The sequence below is a fragment of the Shewanella sp. MF08487 genome (genome assembly GCF_050848685.1).
Taxonomy (GTDB): domain Bacteria; phylum Pseudomonadota; class Gammaproteobacteria; order Enterobacterales; family Shewanellaceae; genus Shewanella; species Shewanella glacialipiscicola.
The window spans coordinates 189,487-207,343 of record NZ_JBOZPB010000004.1 but is presented as its reverse complement, the minus strand read 5'-3'; the positions used below and the strand labels follow the sequence as shown (position 1 = coordinate 207,343).

The following is a 17,857-nucleotide window of genomic DNA, read 5'->3' as shown; positions in this document are numbered from 1 at the left end:
AAGGATTACTCATGGACGATATAGCTCTGAGGAAAACCACTTTGCTGCACTTTGTTCAGCAATTTTTCGGCTAACTCAGGCTGGCCTATAGGGCCGAGCTGTAGTCTAAACATGTTGTTTACCGCCTGTACACGGGTTTTAACCTGATATTTTTGCTCAAGACTTTTCGCCATGGCATTAAGTTTCGGTTTATCTTTTGAGGCGACTAATTGAACGTAGTGATGGCCGCCAGTATCCTGTGCACTTGCCATGCCTGAATAGGTTGCGGCTTCACTTCCGATATAGATCACATCTAATTTTATCCGTGCTGTGCCGGTACCAAGCATACCGAGCTTATAGGCAGCGGCGTAGGATACATCTAGAATACGGTCCGAATGGAATGGTCCTCGATCGTTAATACGAATGATGACCTGTCGATTGTTATCTAAGTTGGTAACCCTAGCGTAACTGGGTAATGGCAGTGTTTTATGGGCGCCCGACATAGAATACATGTCGTAGGGTTCACCATTAGATGTCTCGTAGCCGTGGAATTTCTCTCCATACCATGAGGCGCGGCCGGTATCACTATAGCCTTGGCCGGTATTCATTACCGTGTAAGACTCGTCGTAAACGGTATAGGGCTTGTTACCGCGGCGACTATAGGATTCAAACTTAGGCACAGCGTTTTGTACATGATCCACATTGGGTGGATTAAGAGGAAGTTTGTCGTTTTTCAACGAATACCGCCCCTTATTGGGGTCCATGTTTTTTTTGCTTGCTTTGGTACTCGGACTCGACTTGTTTGTGCTTGTACCTGGGCTTGAAGAACACGCCGTAAGGGTAAAGCAGATAATCAAAGACGCAAACGCGAAAAGGCTATTTTTGAGTCGCATGCTGTTCCTTTAATTGTTGGCTAAATTGATAAACGGCCATTGAATACAAAGGACTGCGATTATAGCGAGTAATCACATAAAAGTTATTTAAGCCAAGCCAATAGTCACTGTGATCCGCTTGCTCAAGTTCAATCAGTAAAGCCTTTTGTGAGATATCGATATCTCTAGTATCTGCTAAAGCTAAAGTCGGCGTTAAAATATTGGCAACTTTATAGTTCAGTTTTTCACCTGCCCATACTTTCGCTTTGGGTGCAGTTTTGCTGTTATTGACCAAAGGTAGCGCAACCGGAGCATTGGCTTGCCAACCATGTTCATGGAAATAATTGGCTACACTGCCAATGGCATCCTCAGGGCTTTTCAATAAATTGCGGTTACCACTGTTATCGAAATCCACGGCGTAATGGCGGTAGCTTGAGGGGATAAATTGCCCGTAACCCATAGCACCAGCGTAGGAACCTTTAAGGTTATTAATATCTAAGTGTTCTTCTTTGATTAAGGCCATTAACTCACCAAATTCTTTACGGAAAAAGGTGGCACGGGGTGGGTAGTGGAACCCTAAAGTATAGAGGGCATCAATTACAGGGTAATTACCCATGTATTGGCCGTAGAAGGTTTCAATTCCGATAATGGCAACAATAATCTGTGGGTCAACTTGGTACTTAGCCGCGGCTTTAGCGATGGTTTTCTCATGTTTTTTCCAAAACGCGAGTCCAGCAGCAAGACGCTTTTCAGTTAAAAAAATGGGGTAGTAGACATGCCAAGGCTTGGCTTCCCAAGGGCGAGTCATCGCATCAATAACACCTTGGTTATATTTTGCTTTGCTGAGAAAGACGAGCACTTCTGTGCGAGTAAAACCTTGTTTAATTTGCGCTTGAATAAACTCTTCTTTTAGTAATTCTGGGATTACTGGAGCCGGAGTATTCATCGCCGCAATAACCGTTGGTGTGCTTGCTTGTACGGTTTTAGCGGGTGTGGGTTCATGTGCGGTTGTACATGCAACTAGGCATGAACTGACACAAAAAAGACCTAGTGGAGCCAAATAAGCTCGAAGAGTAGGCATAAAAAAGTCCCTAAAATTATCGATCTACAAAACGTCTATGGGTATGAATGCTCATAAGAATGCCAAACCCTGTCATCAATGTCAGCATGGAGGTTCCACCATAACTCACAAGGGGCAGTGGTACACCCACCACAGGCAGGATACCTGAAACCATACCAATATTCACGAAAACATAAACGAAGAAGGTCAATGTGATACTACCAGCGAGCAGACGAGCGAAACTGGTTTGGGCTTGAGAGGCGATGACTAAACCGCGACCTATGATGTAAAGATACATAATGAGCAGTAAGATACTACCGACTAAACCAAACTCTTCACCTATCACCGCAAAGATGAAATCGGTATGGCGCTCAGGAATAAATTCGAGCTGTGACTGAGTTCCATCAAGCCAGCCTTTTCCCCAGAGTCCACCGGAACCAATTGCAATTTTTGACTGAATAATGTGATAACCCGCACCGAGGGGATCTTGCTCGGGGTCAAGCAGGGTTAATACCCGTGTTCTTTGGTAATCATGCATCAAGAAATACCAAAGAATGGGCAGGAAGGCGAGTACCGCGGCAATAAAGCCGCCAACAATTATCCAGCTCATACCCGATAAAAACAGCACAAAAATCCCCGATGCGGCGACTAAAATCGAGGTGCCTAGATCGGGTTGCTTAGCAATCAGTAGTGTAGGTACCATTAAGATCACCGCTGCGCCGGCAAGATAGCGTTTTTTAGGTGGCAGAGGAAACTTACTAATATACCAAGCCATAGTAATAGGGAAAGCGAGTTTAATCAGCTCAGAGGGTTGGAACTCCATAAAGCCTAAGTTTAGCCACCGCTGAGCACCTTTATTGATTTCGCCAAAAAAGTGTACACCAAGGAGTAAAACGATTCCTGCCAGATAAATCGGTAAGGCCCAACGTTTCAATGCTTCAGGGTTAATTTGCGCCATGGTAAACATGATGCCGAGTGACAATACCATACGGAACAGCTGCCGCTCCATCATCTCTAAATCTTCACCGCTGGCAGAATAGATAACGAATAGGCCAAAGATCATCACTGCCAATAGTCCGAGCAATAATGGCAAGTCTATGTGCAAGCGTTGCCAGATGGTTTGATATTGGCTGTGGCGGCTCATGGTGTAGTTTTCCAAGTATCTCTAAGCATATATTCATCGAGTATGGCACGGGCAACTGGGCCCGCATTTGCACCACCCCAACCCGCATTCTCCATCACGACCGAAATGACAATTTTGGGGTCTTCGAAGGGGGCATAGGCTACAACTAAGGCATTATCGCGAAAATGTTCGGCAATTTTGCTAGCATCATATTTGGTATTTTCAGCAACACCAATCACCTGCGCCGTACCGGTTTTCATCGCGGCAGTATAAGGCGCATCAGTAAAGCGTGATTTATGAGCAGTTTGGCGCATAGCCTCGTTGATGATATTCCAGTTACGCGCATTTTTTAGCTCAATGGGCGGTAATTCGTTTATCGGTGAATCTACAGTCGTTGTATTATTTTTAACCGACCTCAGCAAGTGCGGTGGAAAACGGCGGCCTTTATTAGCCATAATCCCCACAGCATTAGCCAGTTGTAATGGCGTTGCTGTCCAGTAACCTTGGCCAATTCCCACTGAAATAGTGTCGCCAATATACCAAGCTTGGTTGTATTTCAATCGTTTCCATTCTTTAGACGGCATATTACCGGCCGACTCTTCAAAAATATCAATACCGGTATTTTGACCAAAGCCAAATTGCTCCATAAAGCGGGCAATATGATCGACGCCAACTTTATAAGCGAGTTCGTAGAAAAAGGTATCGCAGGACTCGGTGATTGCATTGTAAACATTGACCCAGCCGTGGCCCCATCGTTTCCAGTCTCGGTATTTACGCTCAACGCCAGGAATTTGCCAGAAACCGGGATCCCACACGCGAGTATGTTCCGTAATGGCTTTTTCATCTAACCCAAGCAGTGCAAGGTGAGGCTTGATAGTGGATGCAGGTGCATATTGCCCTTGAGTCGCACGGTTAATTAAAGGGCGCGATTTATCATTGAGCAAGGCACTGTAATCTTTATTATTAATCCCTTGTACAAACTGGTTTGGATCGTAGCTTGGACTCGATACCATGGCTAAAACACCGCCGTCACGGGGATCGATGGCAACAATAGAACCGCGTAAACCGTTAAGTAACTCAACGGCTTTTTGCTGTAGCTTGAGATCTAAGGTGAGATAAATATCTTGGCCAGGTTCTGGTGGCACAATTCTTAAGGTACGAATTGCGCGACCACGATTATTCACTTCTTCTTCTAAATGCCCGGGTTTACCGTGCAATAAGGATTCGTAAAATTTTTCAACGCCTTGTTTACCGATATCTTTGGTGGCAGCATAATTTTTCCATAAATCACTGCGTTCTAATTGGGCACGATCTCGGGTATTAATTTTGCCAACATAACCTAGTACATGGGTGATTTGCGGGCCAAAGGGATAGTTACGTTTAAGGCCAGCTTCGACTGTAATACCTGGAAATAAATGCTGGTTCACACTAAAAATCGCGACTTGTTCTTCAGTCAGTTGATTTTTTAGTGTTAGTGGTTTGAAGCGGCGATGAAATTTTAGCGCCTCGGTAAAGGTTTCGCGTTCATCTTCGCTGATCTCAATTAACTTGCCGAGCTCATCTAAGGTCTCTGACATGTTGCTGATTTTTTCAGGTACAAGATCGAGGGAATAAAAAGGTAAGTTTTCAGCTAAGAGTACACCGTTGCGATCGTAAATAAGACCACGGCTAGGCGCAATCGGGACAACGCGGATACGGTTATCGTTAGAGCGAGTTGCATAATCTTTATAGGATTCAACCTGTAAGTGATAAAGGTTAACCACTAATACGCTTAATAGAGCAAAAACGGAAAAAAAAGTGAATAGCGCTCGGCGCTTAAAAAGAGACGCCTCTGCGGCGTGATCATGCATTGTTATCCGCTTTTTTGGCGACACTTATGCTATCTCCGGCTGATCCCATGACGGGTGGTTGACACTCGTTAACATCAAGATCCCGCTATTCTCTATGGTAGGGGTGATTCGTGTTCACGCTCCACGCGCGGTACAAACTTTCGGCGACCACAACCCTCACGAGTGGGTGGGGTAAGGTTAATGCCGATAGGCACCAACTTTGATTTGCCGCTTCTTTACAGGCTGGCGCTAACCCTTCTGGTCCGCCAATCAGTAAACTGACGTCGCGACCATCGAGTTGCCATTTAGTCATTGCGGTTGCCAGCTCGGGAGTCGTCCAGTTTTTACCGGGAAGATCTAAGCTAACAATATGATTGCCTTTGGGAATAGCTGCCAACATTTGTTCGCCTTCCTTTTGTAGGATCCGGACAATGTCGGCATTTTTTCCCCGCTTTCCAGCGGGTATTTCGATGAGCTCCAGCGCCATATCACGGGGAAAGCGGCGCTGGTATTCTTCGAAGCCACGGGTAACCCAGTCGGGCATCCGTGTTCCTACTGCGATGAGCTGCAACTTCATTAGTCTTGCTTATCTGACCAAAGTTTTTCAAGCTGGTAGTATTCACGGGTTTGATCTTGCATAACGTGCAGGATCACATCGCCCATGTCCACAAGAACCCATTCGCTGCTTTCGCGACCTTCAACACCTAAAGGCGGAATACCGGCTTTTTTCGCTTCAACCACAAGGTTTTCGGCGATAGCTTTAACGTGAGTCTTTGATGTACCTGAACATATGACCATGTAGTCAGTGATGTTAGATTGCTTGCTGACATCCAGAACAACAACGTCTCTGGCTTTCAAGTCGTCGATCTTGTCGACAACAAATTGTTTTAATTCCGCGCTCTGCACGCTGGCGTACCTCATTAATTTTAAATAGCGCGGTAGTATAGCAGTGTTGTGGCTCGGAATACATTGCCATTGATAGTTGAGTGAGCGATATCTGCTTAGTGTTCGAGCTAAGGTAGGTAAAGTCGTTGATTTTGGATGTAATCTAGCGTGACGGGCATGAGTAAATCAGTTGGGATTTCACCTTTTGCCAGTTGTTCACGTATTCGCGTCGATGAAATATCCTGTGGCGTAACTGTCACGGGGAAAATTAGCCCACTGTTTTGCTGTCTATAATGTGCTGGCTCTTCTAACACACCTTGACTACGAGCCGTCAATATCTGTTGCATGGGGTGGCTCACATCAAGCTGCCAGCCAGGACGTTGGCAAACAACAATATGAGCAAAGTCAAACAGGTGTTGCCATTCATACCAGCTTTGCAATTGCAGAAAAGAATCCATCCCCATGATAAAAAATAGCTCGTCTTCGGGATATAAGCTTTTCAGCTTTTCAAGTGTGATGACAGTATAAGAAGGGGCATTGCGTTTAGCTTCGATATCACACAATGCAAAGCCATCGAGCTGCTGACAAACATCATCAACCATTTTAAGGCGCTGCGCTGTAGAGATATTAGGTTGCTGTTTGTGGGGCGGAATATGGTTGGGCATCAGTAAAATTTTATCTAACGCTAATGCCTGCTTAACCTCCATTGCTGGGCGAATATGTCCATAATGGATAGGATCGAAAGTGCCACCTAAAATACCAATACGCATATAAACCCTCTGGTTAGTAGATGATTAGTCTATGGCTATATGTACCAGATGCCGATGGGCTCGAGGATCAAATAACAGACACAGGTGGCTTAAGCTGGTCCAATCCTCTTTACCCTGCTGCTTTAAGTTGAGCTCAAGTTTCGAGGCAAGGGCGAGCATGTGTTCGAGTTGTTCAAGGCTGAGTCGTTGCAGCGCCGCTTGATACAGAGGTTTACGTTTATCCCAAATTCGATGTTTACCCCAGAGTGCACTCAGCGCAACGCCTTGGGCTTGCTCGCATTTCAAATGGAATAACAAGCCGAGCTCTTTAAACAAGGCCCACAGCAGAATAGGTAAGGCAGTGCCTTCGCTATTGAGCTGGGTCAGCATATGCTGGGCGCTATCTTGTTTATTATTCAGTAATGCATCCGTAAGCTGGAATACAGTGAAACGTGACTGATCCTCAAAATAGTGATTCAGTTCATCGGCACTGATGGGTTGTGTCGGGCTTAAGAGCTGCAGTAACTGCATCGCTTGGTCTGCGGCCAGTAAATTGCCTTCATACAAGGCATGCAGCATAGCGCGGGCATCAGCCTGTAGGTTGAGCTTAAAGTGTTTAATGCGGCCATCGAGCCAGCGCATAAACTGTTCGCCCTCGGGCGTAGCGCAGGGCAAATACATGCCATGGGCATCTAAGGTTTTAAACCATTTACTATTGGTTTGTTCGGTAGCGAGTTTTGGCCCCTCGATAATCAACAACATATCGGGATTAGGCGTCTGCAATAGTGCTTGCAGTGTGCTAGAACCCTCGGCGCCGGGTTTAGCTTGGGGAAGCGTAAGTTCAATCAGGCGTTTATTAGAAAACAGGCTCATGGCCTGCCATTCCTGAGTTAAGTCATGCCAGTTAAACCCCGTTTCTTGGGTGAGTTGGATTTTTTCATCAAAACCCTGACGTTTTGCTAATTGGCGGATCTGGTCTTTACTGGTTTCTATTAACCAAGGATCATCGCCAAAAATCATATAGCAAGGTAGTAGCTGGCTAAGGTGGCGGGAGAGTTGATCGGGATAGACTCTCATTTAATCGTAGCCCCGCATTAATTAACCTCGGTGCCGGCCATTGCTTGCAGAATTTGATCGGCAGCTTGGATACGCATTTCCTTGGTCAGCAATTCCATTTCGCGACTTTTGGCCAGTGCGGTACGTGGATCGTCCAAGTAATCGCGGCGGATTTCAACCTTGAAAGGCTGCGCCTCTTTGCCCGGCAGTGCCACTGCAAATTCGACTAAATAAATCAGCTCATACTCGGCAACATTACCTGTGGGATACAAAGACAAGGTCGAGCGCGCTAAGGAGTCTGTGATTAGCCTTAATACCGGAACGTCATCAGCCGCCTCAACAACCTTTATATTGTTCAAGCGTAGGCGTTCACGCACTAAGCGGGTGAGTTCGCTGTATTCATCCGCGCTACTCAAACTTAGCTGATGGAGGGCATCAGGGATCTGATAGTTACGTTGAAGCTTAAAACCGCAACCAGCACTGGTCATAATGACCAGTGCCATGATTGCGAAGCATATGCGTTTGATTAGCATAAGTTTTCGCAGTTTCCTATTAATTTGCCACTATGCTGAGCAGTTTGCCCGGTACATAAATCACTTTACGTACGGTCAGGCCGTCTAGGTATTTGATCACGTGTTCATCACTCATGCCTAAGGCTTCTACTGATTCTTTATCAGCGTCGGCGGCTACTGTGATTTTTGCGCGAACTTTACCGTTGACTTGCACAACGATGAGCTTGCTGTCTTCAACTAGCGCAGCTTCATCAACGACTGGCCATTGGCTGTCTTCGATGTTGTTTGCATTACCTAACTCGTTCCACAGGTTAAAGCAGACATGCGGAATGATAGGGTACAGCAAACGCACGATCGCGGATAAGGCTTCGCCGATAATGGCGTTGTCTTGGCCTGTGGTTTGTGGCGCTTTTTGCAGATGGTTCATCAGTTCCATCACCGCGGCAACCGCAGTGTTGAACATCTGACGGCGGCCGATATCGTCGGTTACTTTCGCGATCGTCTTGTGGACCTCACGGCGCAGCGCTTTTTGCTCGCTTGTTAACTTGCTGACATCTAAGGCTTCGCTGTTATCTTGGGCAACATGTTCGCTTGCCAGTTTCCACAGACGTTTAATGAAGCGGTGTGCGCCTTCAACGCCAGACTCTTGCCATTCCAGGGTTAGTTCTGGAGGTGATGCAAACATCATAAATAGGCGAACGGTATCGGCGCCGTATTTTTCGACCATCACTTGAGGATCTATACCGTTGTTTTTCGACTTAGACATCTTGCTCATGCCAGTATAAACCAGCTCGTTGCCGTCTTTGTCGATAGCTTTAGTAATGCGGCCCTTGTCGTCTTTTTCTGTGGTCGCTACATCTAAAGGCGAAACCCACACACGGGCGCCTTTTTCGTTGATGTAGTAAAACGCATCTGCCAGCACCATGCCTTGGGTCAGCAGTTGTTTGGCTGGCTCGTTAGAGTTAACCAGACCTGCATCACGCAGCAACTTGTGGAAGAAGCGGAAATATAACAAATGCATACAAGCGTGTTCGATACCGCCAATGTATTGATCCACTGGTAGCCAGTAGTTGGCTTTAGCCGGATCTAACATTTCGTCTGCATGCGGGCTGCAGTAACGTGCGTAATACCAAGACGATTCCATAAAGGTATCGAAGGTATCGGTTTCACGCAGCGCATCTTGACCGTTGACTTGGGTTTTCGCCCATTCTTTATCGGCCTTGATTGGGCTTTGAATACCGTCCATCACCACATCTTCTGGCAGCAAGACTGGCAGTTGATCTTCTGGCGTAGGGATCACAGTGCCGTCGGCTAAGGTCACCATAGGAATCGGTGCGCCCCAGTAACGCTGACGTGAAACACCCCAATCGCGCAAACGATAGTTAACTTGGCGCTTGCCTTTACCTTCGGCGACTAACTTGTTAGCGATGGCATTAAAGCCCGCTTCAAAGTCCAAGCCGTCGAATTCACCCGAGTTAAATAGGATGCCTTTTTCGGTATAAGCGGCTTCGCTGATATCGACGTCGCCATCAACTGGCTTGATCACCGCGTCAATCGCCAGGCCGTATTTTTTCGCAAATTCGAAGTCACGTTGATCGTGGCCAGGAACCGACATCACAGCGCCTGTGCCATAGTTCATCAACACAAAGTTAGCTGCCCAAATCGGGACTTGCTTACCAGTGATAGGATGAATGGCGAAAAGCCCTGTAGCGACACCGCGTTTTTCCATGGTCGCGAGTTCAGCTTCTGATGTTGTGCTGTTTTTGCACTCATCGATAAAGGCGGCAAGCTCAGGATTGGTGTGCGCGGCGATTTCAGCCAATGGATGACCTGCAGCAATCGCCACATAAGTCACGCCCATCAAGGTATCAGGACGCGTGGTATAGATATCGAAGCTTTTATCGTGGCCTGTGACGCCGAAGGTCATTTCTACGCCTTCGCTGCGACCAATCCAGTTACGTTGCATGGTCTTAACCTGTTCAGGCCAGCCATCTAAGGTATCCAGATCGTTTAATAATTCTTCGGCGTAATCAGTGATCTTAATGAACCACTGTGGAATTTCTTTTTGTTCCACAGGGGTATCACAGCGCCAGCAGCAACCGTCTTGAACTTGCTCGTTCGCCAGTACGGTTTCATCGTTTGGACACCAGTTGACCGAAGCTGTCTTTTTGTAGACTAGGCCTTTCTCGTACAACTTAGTGAAGAACCATTGCTCCCAGCGATAATATTCTGGGGTACAAGTGGCGATTTCACGACTCCAATCGTAACCAAAACCTAATAGTTTCAGCTGGTTTTTCATGTACTCTATGTTTTCATAGGTCCATGGCGCAGGCGCAGTCTTATTATTGATTGCGGCATTTTCTGCTGGCAAACCAAATGAGTCCCAACCGATAGGTTGGAGCACGTTTTTGCCTTGAAGACGTTGAAAGCGTGCAACTACGTCACCTATGGTATAGTTGCGTACGTGTCCCATGTGGAGTCTGCCAGAAGGGTACGGAAACATCGAAAGGCAATAAAACTTTTCTTTGTTTGCGTCTTCAGTGACTTCGAAGGTTTTGTTGTCATGCCAGTGCTTTTGCACTAAGGCTTCAATTTCTGAGGGATTATATTGCTCTTGCATCACTCTATTTCCGGCAGTGCCGCCTATTATTTGATCTAACGCCATATCAGCGCGAGTAAGATCTGCATAGAATAAACTAGAAGCGATGCATTAAAAAGGTTCGTATGAAGGAGTATTGGTTATGAATGATAGAAGTAACGTGTTACTAGGACTGTATCAAGCCTTAATTACCGAAGTGAAAGCTCAATTTGCAGAAGATAACACGCTGACTGTAAAGAACTTATTTAACTCTGTCACTCAAGGAAAAGAATTTTTACGCCTTAAAGAACAGGCAGGTGAGGATGAACTTGCTTTAGTCGAACAATTTTTAAAGCGTGATATTGCGAGCTTTTTGCGTGAACAAAACGCGAATAGTTTGAGTCACAGCCCAACGGTCATCACTTTAGAGAATACGCTTTGGCATTGGCTCAGCGAAATAACCGACCGCAGCCAAGTGGAATGGCATGAGCTAACGCAAGACTTTAAGCATCATGGTTACTACCAGAGTGGTGAGATTGTGAACCAAGGCATTATGGTGTGCACCAATTGTGGCAATGAAATGAGCATTGAATTTCCAGGTACTATTCCGGATTGCCCTGAATGTGATAATGGAGAATTTACCCGCGAACCCCTCACGCCTTAACGAGCTTAATGTGTTGCTGCATAAACGACGCATTTGCGTCGTTTTTTATATGGGAACTCGACGCTAGGACTCATTAGCTACTTTACCTGCAAAAAACACATCATCGGTTCTAACAACCTTGGTCATTGATATCATATTGTGGTGCAGTGTTGGCATCGCTGGCCTGGGTGTAGCGGAAATAGCATTGATCGTCATTCACTAAGGTATTGTTGTTAAGATCGTAACCTATGTAAGTGATATCAACGCCTTGATATTGAATGATGAGCTTGTCATCGGAAGTGATCCATTTTTCTACATCAGTATTATCAAGATAACCCCATTTAAGCCTGGTATCTGCTGTGCCGTCACCATTAAGGTCAATATCAATAATATCATCGCGACCGGCAACGGCTTGGCTACGCAAGCTAGGCATTTGGGTTTTTGCATAAGCTAGCGTGTTGGCGGTTTTAACGCTGGCCTGCAATTGGCTTAGGGTTTGTATCCGCGCTTCTTTACTTAAACCGATAAATTTAGGCGTGGCAATGACCGCCAAGATCCCAAGCACAATTATCACCACGACAAGTTCAATCAAGGTAAAGCCTGCCGTATATTTTTTATTGACTTGGTAATGCATGGTTTAAATCCTATTGCGCTTTAAAACGTCGGCCAAGGCCAAGTAAAACCAGTAGGCCGCAGAATATCAGTAACGGTTTTTGGCCTATTTTTGCGAACCAAGTTTGGCCAGTGACCAACGCAATGGTTGCACTCAGCACACCGGTTTCAAACTGGGGTAATGATGCTGTGATATTACCATGCTCATCAACTACAGCAGTCACGCCATTATTGGTTGCCCGCAATAAAGGCCGTCCTAATTCTACGGCGCGCATTTGGGCAATTTCCATATGCTGCAATGGACCGTTTGAGCTACCAAACCAAGCGTCATTTGAAACCGTTAATAGGATATCTGTCCCTAAATTAACGCTATCACGCAACTGCTCAGGAAAGGCGATTTCATAACAAATGGCTGGCGCGATTTTATGCCCAAGGGCAGTTAAGTTTGGCTGTTGATATTCGCCTCTGTTAAAGGAAGACATGGGTAAATTAAAGAAAGGCGCAATCGGGCGTAGCAGTGCTTCAAAGGGCACGAATTCGCCTATAGGCAACAGGTGATGTTTCTTAAATTGATTACTGCCATCGCCCGCATAATCTGGGCCTGCTTGTTGTTTTTGATTATGATTACCAAGCACAATCAATGAATTATAAAACTCATTATTTTGATGGCTGATAATGCCAGTGATAATTGAGGTATGGTTTAGATTGGCGACTTTATTGGCGTTATCTAAAAAGTCCTGCACCATAGATTCTGGCGCGGGGACGGCAGCTTCTGGCCAAATAATAATATCTGCATCAAAATGTTCGCGGGATAAATCCATGTATTTTAATAGGGTCGGCCACAGGGCGTCAGGTTCCCACTTCATGCTTTGGGGAATATTGCCTTGCACCAGTGCCACTTTAACATTTTCACCCGTAGGATGAATGTCCCAAAGTTTAGGCGCAGCCCAAACGGCCAGAATACTGAGCGGCAGTAAAAGCAGTAAGCTCTTATAACGCTTAGTAAAACAAAGCGCTAATGCACCAGCAAGCATGGCTAATACAAAACTTATTCCCAGTGTGCCTATGATACTCGCAAGGGGTTTTAGCGGCCCTTGAGTTTGCGAGTAACCCGCCCATAACCAGGGGAAACCGGTCATCACCCAGCCGCGAGCCCACTCGGTTAAGGTCCACAGCGCGGGAAATAGGGCGAGATGACGCCAAAGGCTTAACTTGGCTTCACCATCATTGTTGAGCGTTTTGCTTAACCAAGCCAGTGCTAAGCCGGTTAGCGCGGGATACAAGGCTAAATACAAGGCTAACAGAGCCATCAAGCCAATAGAGGCGATGAGCGGCATGCCACCAAAGACATCCATGCTCACATGCACCCAGCTGATCCCTACGGCAAAACAGCCAAAGCCAAAGCTTAACCAGTAGTAAAAGCTCGCCTTAGCGCTAAGCGTTCGGCTATGCCAGAGGGCGATTGCCATAGCAAACGGATAGATAATCCAAATGGAATAGGGCGCAAATGAAAGCGCCGTACTGGCGCCAAGGGCAAATGCCAGTACGAGTCTCAAAGCACAAGGTCGGGACTTTTGTTGGGCAAAAGCCCGAATTTGTTTAAGCACGAGTGATTAGTCTATGTCTTGGTTAGTATTAGAATCGGGGAGTTTAACTCTGAGTTGGATCAAACGTCGGGTATCAGCATTAATGACTTTAAATTCTATGCCTTCAATGATGATGCTCTCGTTGCGCTCAGGCAGATGGCCAAAGGCGTGTGAGACTAAGCCGCCGACCGTATCAAACTCTTCATCGCTAAATTCAGTGTTGAATTCTTCGTTGAAATCTTCGATTGGCGTTAAAGCTTTGACCATATAAACCGAGTTGCTTACTTTACGGATCTCGGTTTCTTCGGTGCTATCGTGGTCGAATTCATCTTCAATCTCGCCGACAATTTCTTCTAAAATATCTTCGATGGTCACCAGTCCCGATACACCGCCGTATTCATCGACGACGATTGCCATATGGTAGCGTTGCGAGCGGAATTCTTTGAGTAATACATCAACACGTTTGCTTTCAGGCACTACAACAGCAGGACGGATAACACGAGAGAGAGAGAACGGCTCGTCACTGTTAGAGAAACCATAAGGGATCAAATCTTTTGCCAGTAAAATGCCTTCGATGTGATCTTTATCTTCGTTCACCACGGGGAAACGTGAGTGGCCAGAACCTATCACAGTAGCCAGTAATTCTTCGACAGAGTTGTCTATCTGGAGGGCGACAATTTGAGCTCGTGGGATCATAATATCCCGAACACGCATATCAGAAACATCTAATACACCTTTTATCATTTCGCGGGTGTCTTGGGTGATCAAATCGCGCATTTCTGCACCATCAATCACATCGACTAGATCTTCGCGATTTTGAGGTTCGCCCTGAAATAGCTGACTTACTCTATCAAACCAACTTTTTTTGTGGGCGTTTGTACTAGGGGGGGTGTCGTCGCTCATAGTTTTCTCATTAGCGTTGATAGGATTATCTTGGCTAATTTACTGTTCCTTATATGGGTTGGTAAAACCTAATGTTTCAACGAGTTGGATCTCTAAAGATTCCATCTCTTCAGCTTCTTCATCTTCAATGTGATCATAACCTAATAGATGCAAGCAGCCATGTATAACCATGTGTGCCCAGTGTGCTTCTAAGGTTTTTTGCTGTTCACGAGCCTCATTTTCAACGACAGCCGCGCAAATAACAAGATCTCCGAGTAAAGGAAGTTCAATTTCTGGCGGAGCCTCAAAGGGAAACGATAATACATTAGTCGGTTTATCCTTACCGCGATAGGTATTATTGAGCATTTGGCTCTCGCGGTTATCAACGATTCGTATGGTGAGTTCAGCTTCATCCATACTGTTGCCAATCGCAGTTCGAGCCCAGAGTGTGAACTGCTCATCGGTGGGCAACCAGTCAGATGTGGCGGCATGTTGGATATCTAAGGCTAACTTAAGACTCATGTGTTACGACTTCCTGCTGTTGTTTTTGATACTGATTTTCTTTATTTGCTTTTAAGGTTTGTTCTTTTAAATCAAAGGCCTCGTAAGCTTCAACAATACGAGCAACCACAGGGTGGCGTACCACATCTTGGGCGACAAAAAAGTTAAAGCTGATTTCTTCAACTTGGCTTAATACTTCAATGGCGTGGCGTAAGCCTGATTTTTGATGCTTAGGTAAGTCAGTTTGGGTGATGTCACCGGTGATCACTGCACGGGAATTAAAGCCTATGCGAGTTAAGAACATCTTCATTTGCTCTATGGTGGTGTTTTGGCTCTCATCAAGAATGATAAAGGCATCATTTAATGTGCGACCACGCATGTAAGCGAGCGGTGCCACTTCGATGACATTTTTCTCGATTAAGCGTTCCACTTTCTCAAAACCCAGCATTTCAAACAGCGCATCGTAAAGCGGACGTAAATAAGGATCGACCTTTTGACTTAAATCGCCGGGTAAGAAACCGAGCTTTTCACCGGCCTCTACCGCTGGGCGAGTCAGCAGAATACGGCGTACTTCTTGGCGCTCTAAGGCGTCGACTGCCGCCGCTACCGCAAGGTAGGTTTTGCCGGTTCCGGCAGGGCCAATACCAAAGGTAATGTCGTGGCGAGTGATATTGGCCACATATAAGCTTTGATTGGGGTTGCGTGGCTTAATGACGCCACGGCGGGTTTTGATATTAATACTGCTACCATCACTGTCGTCTGCTTGCTCTAAGGCGATAGCTTCTTGAATGGCGATATGCACTTGCTCAGGTTCAATATCGGGCGTACTGCCTTTAACCGTTTGGGTTTCAATATAGAGTTCTTTGAGCAAGTTATTAGCGCTTAAACAATTGCGCGGCAGACCGGTTATCTGAAAATGATTATTCTTGCGGACAATCTCAACACCGACACGACGCTCTATCTGCTTAATATTGTCATCTAGTGGACCGCACAAAGAGGCTAAACGGCGAGTTTCTGCGGGTTCGAGATACAAGTTCATGGTGGTTAATTTACTGGACAAATAGTACTCCCAATCGCAAATAAGAAAATAAGGCACGATGTTGGTTAACCATCGTTATACATCCTCAAACCAGCTTAACATGCTAAAACCGCTATTTTGAGGATGCGAGTATCGACCCAGTTTACGAGCCATAATCGATAATTGCTAACGGAAAATCGCAATTGATGCGTAAGCTAAATTAAAGTACAGCAAAACAAAAGGGCGACTAAGTCGCCCTTTTGTATATGGGTACGGTGCACGCTAATTTAAAGCCTATGGCTTAAATTGCGTCACACCTAGCTCATCATCTTGCTTGTGCTTGGCCAAAATATCCGATGGGCGTAAGTTACGGCGTAAATCCATTTCATCTTCGCCGCGAATAAATTTACCGCGTAATGAGTTAGTGTAAACGTCAACAATTTCCACATCTACAAACGTGCCAATGTGTTTTGGCTGGCCTTCGAAGTTTACTACTCGACTATTTTCGGTGCGGCCGCGCAGTTCCATTGGATTTTTTACCGACGGACCTTCAACCAGAATACGCTGTACTGTGCCCATCATATGGCGGCTGTAGCGCATAGCTTGCTGAGTAATACGGTCTTGCAAAATAGCGAGGCGCTGCTTTTTCTCTTCCATATCAACATTATCGGGTAAATCTGCTGCTGGCGTACCCGGACGTGCACTGTAGATAAAACTAAAACTGTGGTCGAAACCTATGTCTTCAATCAACTTCATGGTATCGGCAAAGTCTTCTTTGGTTTCGCCAGGAAAACCAATGATGAAATCAGAGCTGATTTGAATACCTTCGCGGGCTTTACGCAGGCGGCGAATAATTGATTTATATTCAATCGCCATATGGCCGCGCTTCATTGCCGTTAGAATACGGTCAGAACCCGATTGTACTGGTAAGTGTAAAAAGCTCACTAGCTCAGGGGTATCTTCGTAAACGTCGATAATATCCTGCGTAAATTCAATTGGGTGGCTAGTGGTAAAACGCAGTCGGTCAATACCGTCAATTGCCGCGACATAACGCAGTAATTCTGCAAATGTACAGATAGCACCATCATGGGTAGCGCCGCGATATGCGTTCACGTTTTGGCCAAGCAGGTTCACTTCGCGCACACCTTGCTCCGCCAATTGGGCGATTTCAAGAATAATATCGTCTGATGGACGGCTGACTTCTTCACCGCGCGTATAAGGTACGACGCAGAATGAACAATATTTACTGCATCCTTCCATGATCGATACAAACGCCGTTGGGCCTTCGGCGCGAGGTTCTGGCAGGCGATCGAATTTTTCGATTTCAGGGAAGCTGATATCAATAACAACTTTGTCGCCACGGCGAACTTGATCGATCATCTCTGGCAAACGGTGCAAAGTTTGTGGGCCAAAAATAATGTCAACACATTGGGCTCTGTCTTTAATGGCTTTGCCTTCTTGTGAGGCAACGCAGCCGCCCACGCCAATAATCAAATTGGGATTTTTATCTTTAAGCGTTTTCCAGCGTCCTAGCTGATGAAACACTTTTTCCTGCGCTTTTTCGCGGATAGAACAAGTGTTAAGCAAAAGGATATCTGCTTCAGACGCTTCGTCCGTCAAGGTGTAACCTTGATATTCGTTTAATAGATCAGCCATCTTGGATGAGTCATACTCATTCATTTGACAGCCCCAAGTCTTGATATGGAGTTTCTTACTCATCAGTTTTGTCGCCCTAAGATGACCAATAAAAATAGCGCGACATTTTACCTGCAGTTACGGCTGCTGACTAGCTTTGTCCGCAATATTAGCCGTTGGCTTTTATAGTGCGTAATACCCCTATAAACACTAGGTTTGATATGCTGACTGCGACGCTGTTGTTATAACTTGCTGAGCATTAAGGCTTTCCGCTTTAATAGAGGCAAAAATTGTGTTCATCTCACGGATTTTCATACTCGAACCACTCAACATTTCC

At 45.8% G+C, this 17,857-nt stretch carries 17 protein-coding genes; 1 reads left to right on the top strand and 16 read right to left on the bottom strand.

The features are described 5' to 3' along the window. Window positions 1–5 precede the first annotated feature (5 nt). From ACRN9H_RS04740 to leuS, 10 genes are all read right to left on the bottom strand, one after another. On the bottom strand, window positions 6–872 hold the full coding sequence (locus tag ACRN9H_RS04740; protein ID WP_432312654.1) for a septal ring lytic transglycosylase RlpA family protein: 867 nt from the start codon (window positions 870–872) through the stop codon (window positions 6–8). Beyond that, complete coding sequence (mltB, locus tag ACRN9H_RS04735; protein ID WP_432312653.1) at window positions 856–1,932, bottom strand: lytic murein transglycosylase B; 1,077 nt, start codon at window positions 1,930–1,932, stop codon at window positions 856–858. The genes ACRN9H_RS04740 and mltB overlap by 17 nt, the downstream gene beginning before the upstream one ends. Before the next feature lie 16 nt (window positions 1,933–1,948). Continuing rightward, the gene (gene rodA / locus ACRN9H_RS04730; protein WP_432312652.1) at window positions 1,949–3,055 is read right to left on the bottom strand and encodes a rod shape-determining protein RodA; all 1,107 of its coding nucleotides are present in this window, start codon (window positions 3,053–3,055) and stop codon (window positions 1,949–1,951) included. Continuing rightward, on the bottom strand, window positions 3,052–4,908 hold the full coding sequence (mrdA, locus tag ACRN9H_RS04725) for a penicillin-binding protein 2 (RefSeq protein WP_432312651.1): 1,857 nt from the start codon (window positions 4,906–4,908) through the stop codon (window positions 3,052–3,054). The genes rodA and mrdA overlap by 4 nt, the downstream gene beginning before the upstream one ends. Before the next feature lie 61 nt (window positions 4,909–4,969). After that, window positions 4,970–5,440, bottom strand: a complete 471-nt coding sequence (rlmH, locus tag ACRN9H_RS04720) for a 23S rRNA (pseudouridine(1915)-N(3))-methyltransferase RlmH (protein WP_220772999.1) — start codon at window positions 5,438–5,440, stop codon at window positions 4,970–4,972. Then, a complete protein-coding gene (gene rsfS, locus ACRN9H_RS04715; RefSeq protein ID WP_220772998.1) occupies window positions 5,440–5,769 on the bottom strand; it encodes a ribosome silencing factor in 330 nt (109 codons plus the stop codon). The genes rlmH and rsfS overlap by 1 nt, the downstream gene beginning before the upstream one ends. Before the next feature lie 107 nt (window positions 5,770–5,876). Continuing rightward, entirely contained in the window at window positions 5,877–6,518 is a 642-nt protein-coding gene (gene nadD, locus ACRN9H_RS04710; RefSeq protein ID WP_432312650.1) for a nicotinate-nucleotide adenylyltransferase, read from the bottom strand. Window positions 6,519–6,542: 24 nt separating this feature from the next. Continuing rightward, window positions 6,543–7,574, bottom strand: coding sequence for a DNA polymerase III subunit delta (gene holA / locus ACRN9H_RS04705; protein WP_432312649.1), 1,032 nt, complete (start codon window positions 7,572–7,574; stop codon window positions 6,543–6,545). Between the two features lie 17 nt (window positions 7,575–7,591). Beyond that, window positions 7,592–8,086 (bottom strand): LPS assembly lipoprotein LptE, encoded by a 495-nt coding sequence (gene lptE, locus ACRN9H_RS04700; RefSeq protein WP_220772995.1) that lies wholly within the window; start codon window positions 8,084–8,086, stop codon window positions 7,592–7,594. A 19-nt stretch (window positions 8,087–8,105) separates the two neighbouring features. Beyond that, the gene (gene leuS, locus ACRN9H_RS04695) at window positions 8,106–10,685 is read right to left on the bottom strand and encodes a leucine--tRNA ligase (protein ID WP_432312688.1); all 2,580 of its coding nucleotides are present in this window, start codon (window positions 10,683–10,685) and stop codon (window positions 8,106–8,108) included. A 121-nt stretch (window positions 10,686–10,806) separates the two neighbouring features. On the opposite strand from leuS, the gene ACRN9H_RS04690 reads away from it, so the two are divergent. Continuing rightward, window positions 10,807–11,307, top strand: coding sequence for a zinc ribbon-containing protein (locus tag ACRN9H_RS04690; RefSeq protein ID WP_432312648.1), 501 nt, complete (start codon window positions 10,807–10,809; stop codon window positions 11,305–11,307). A gap of 109 nt (window positions 11,308–11,416) precedes the next feature. On the opposite strand, the gene ACRN9H_RS04685 is transcribed toward ACRN9H_RS04690, so the two are convergent. From ACRN9H_RS04685 to miaB, 6 genes are all read right to left on the bottom strand, one after another. Continuing rightward, the gene (locus ACRN9H_RS04685) at window positions 11,417–11,920 is read right to left on the bottom strand and encodes a type II secretion system protein (protein WP_432312647.1); all 504 of its coding nucleotides are present in this window, start codon (window positions 11,918–11,920) and stop codon (window positions 11,417–11,419) included. A gap of 10 nt (window positions 11,921–11,930) precedes the next feature. Then, a complete protein-coding gene (gene lnt, locus ACRN9H_RS04680) occupies window positions 11,931–13,505 on the bottom strand; it encodes an apolipoprotein N-acyltransferase (protein ID WP_432312646.1) in 1,575 nt (524 codons plus the stop codon). A gap of 6 nt (window positions 13,506–13,511) precedes the next feature. After that, window positions 13,512–14,387: a CNNM family magnesium/cobalt transport protein CorC gene (gene corC / locus ACRN9H_RS04675; protein WP_220772992.1), complete on the bottom strand. Its 876-nt coding sequence runs from the start codon at window positions 14,385–14,387 to the stop codon at window positions 13,512–13,514. A gap of 39 nt (window positions 14,388–14,426) precedes the next feature. Beyond that, on the bottom strand, window positions 14,427–14,888 hold the full coding sequence (ybeY, locus tag ACRN9H_RS04670; protein ID WP_432312645.1) for an rRNA maturation RNase YbeY: 462 nt from the start codon (window positions 14,886–14,888) through the stop codon (window positions 14,427–14,429). Next, complete coding sequence (locus ACRN9H_RS04665) at window positions 14,878–15,927, bottom strand: PhoH family protein (protein ID WP_432312644.1); 1,050 nt, start codon at window positions 15,925–15,927, stop codon at window positions 14,878–14,880. Before ACRN9H_RS04665 ends, ybeY begins: the two co-directional genes overlap by 11 nt. A 252-nt stretch (window positions 15,928–16,179) precedes the next feature. Then, a complete protein-coding gene (gene miaB, locus ACRN9H_RS04660; protein ID WP_263189631.1) occupies window positions 16,180–17,604 on the bottom strand; it encodes a tRNA (N6-isopentenyl adenosine(37)-C2)-methylthiotransferase MiaB in 1,425 nt (474 codons plus the stop codon). Window positions 17,605–17,857 lie beyond the last annotated feature (253 nt).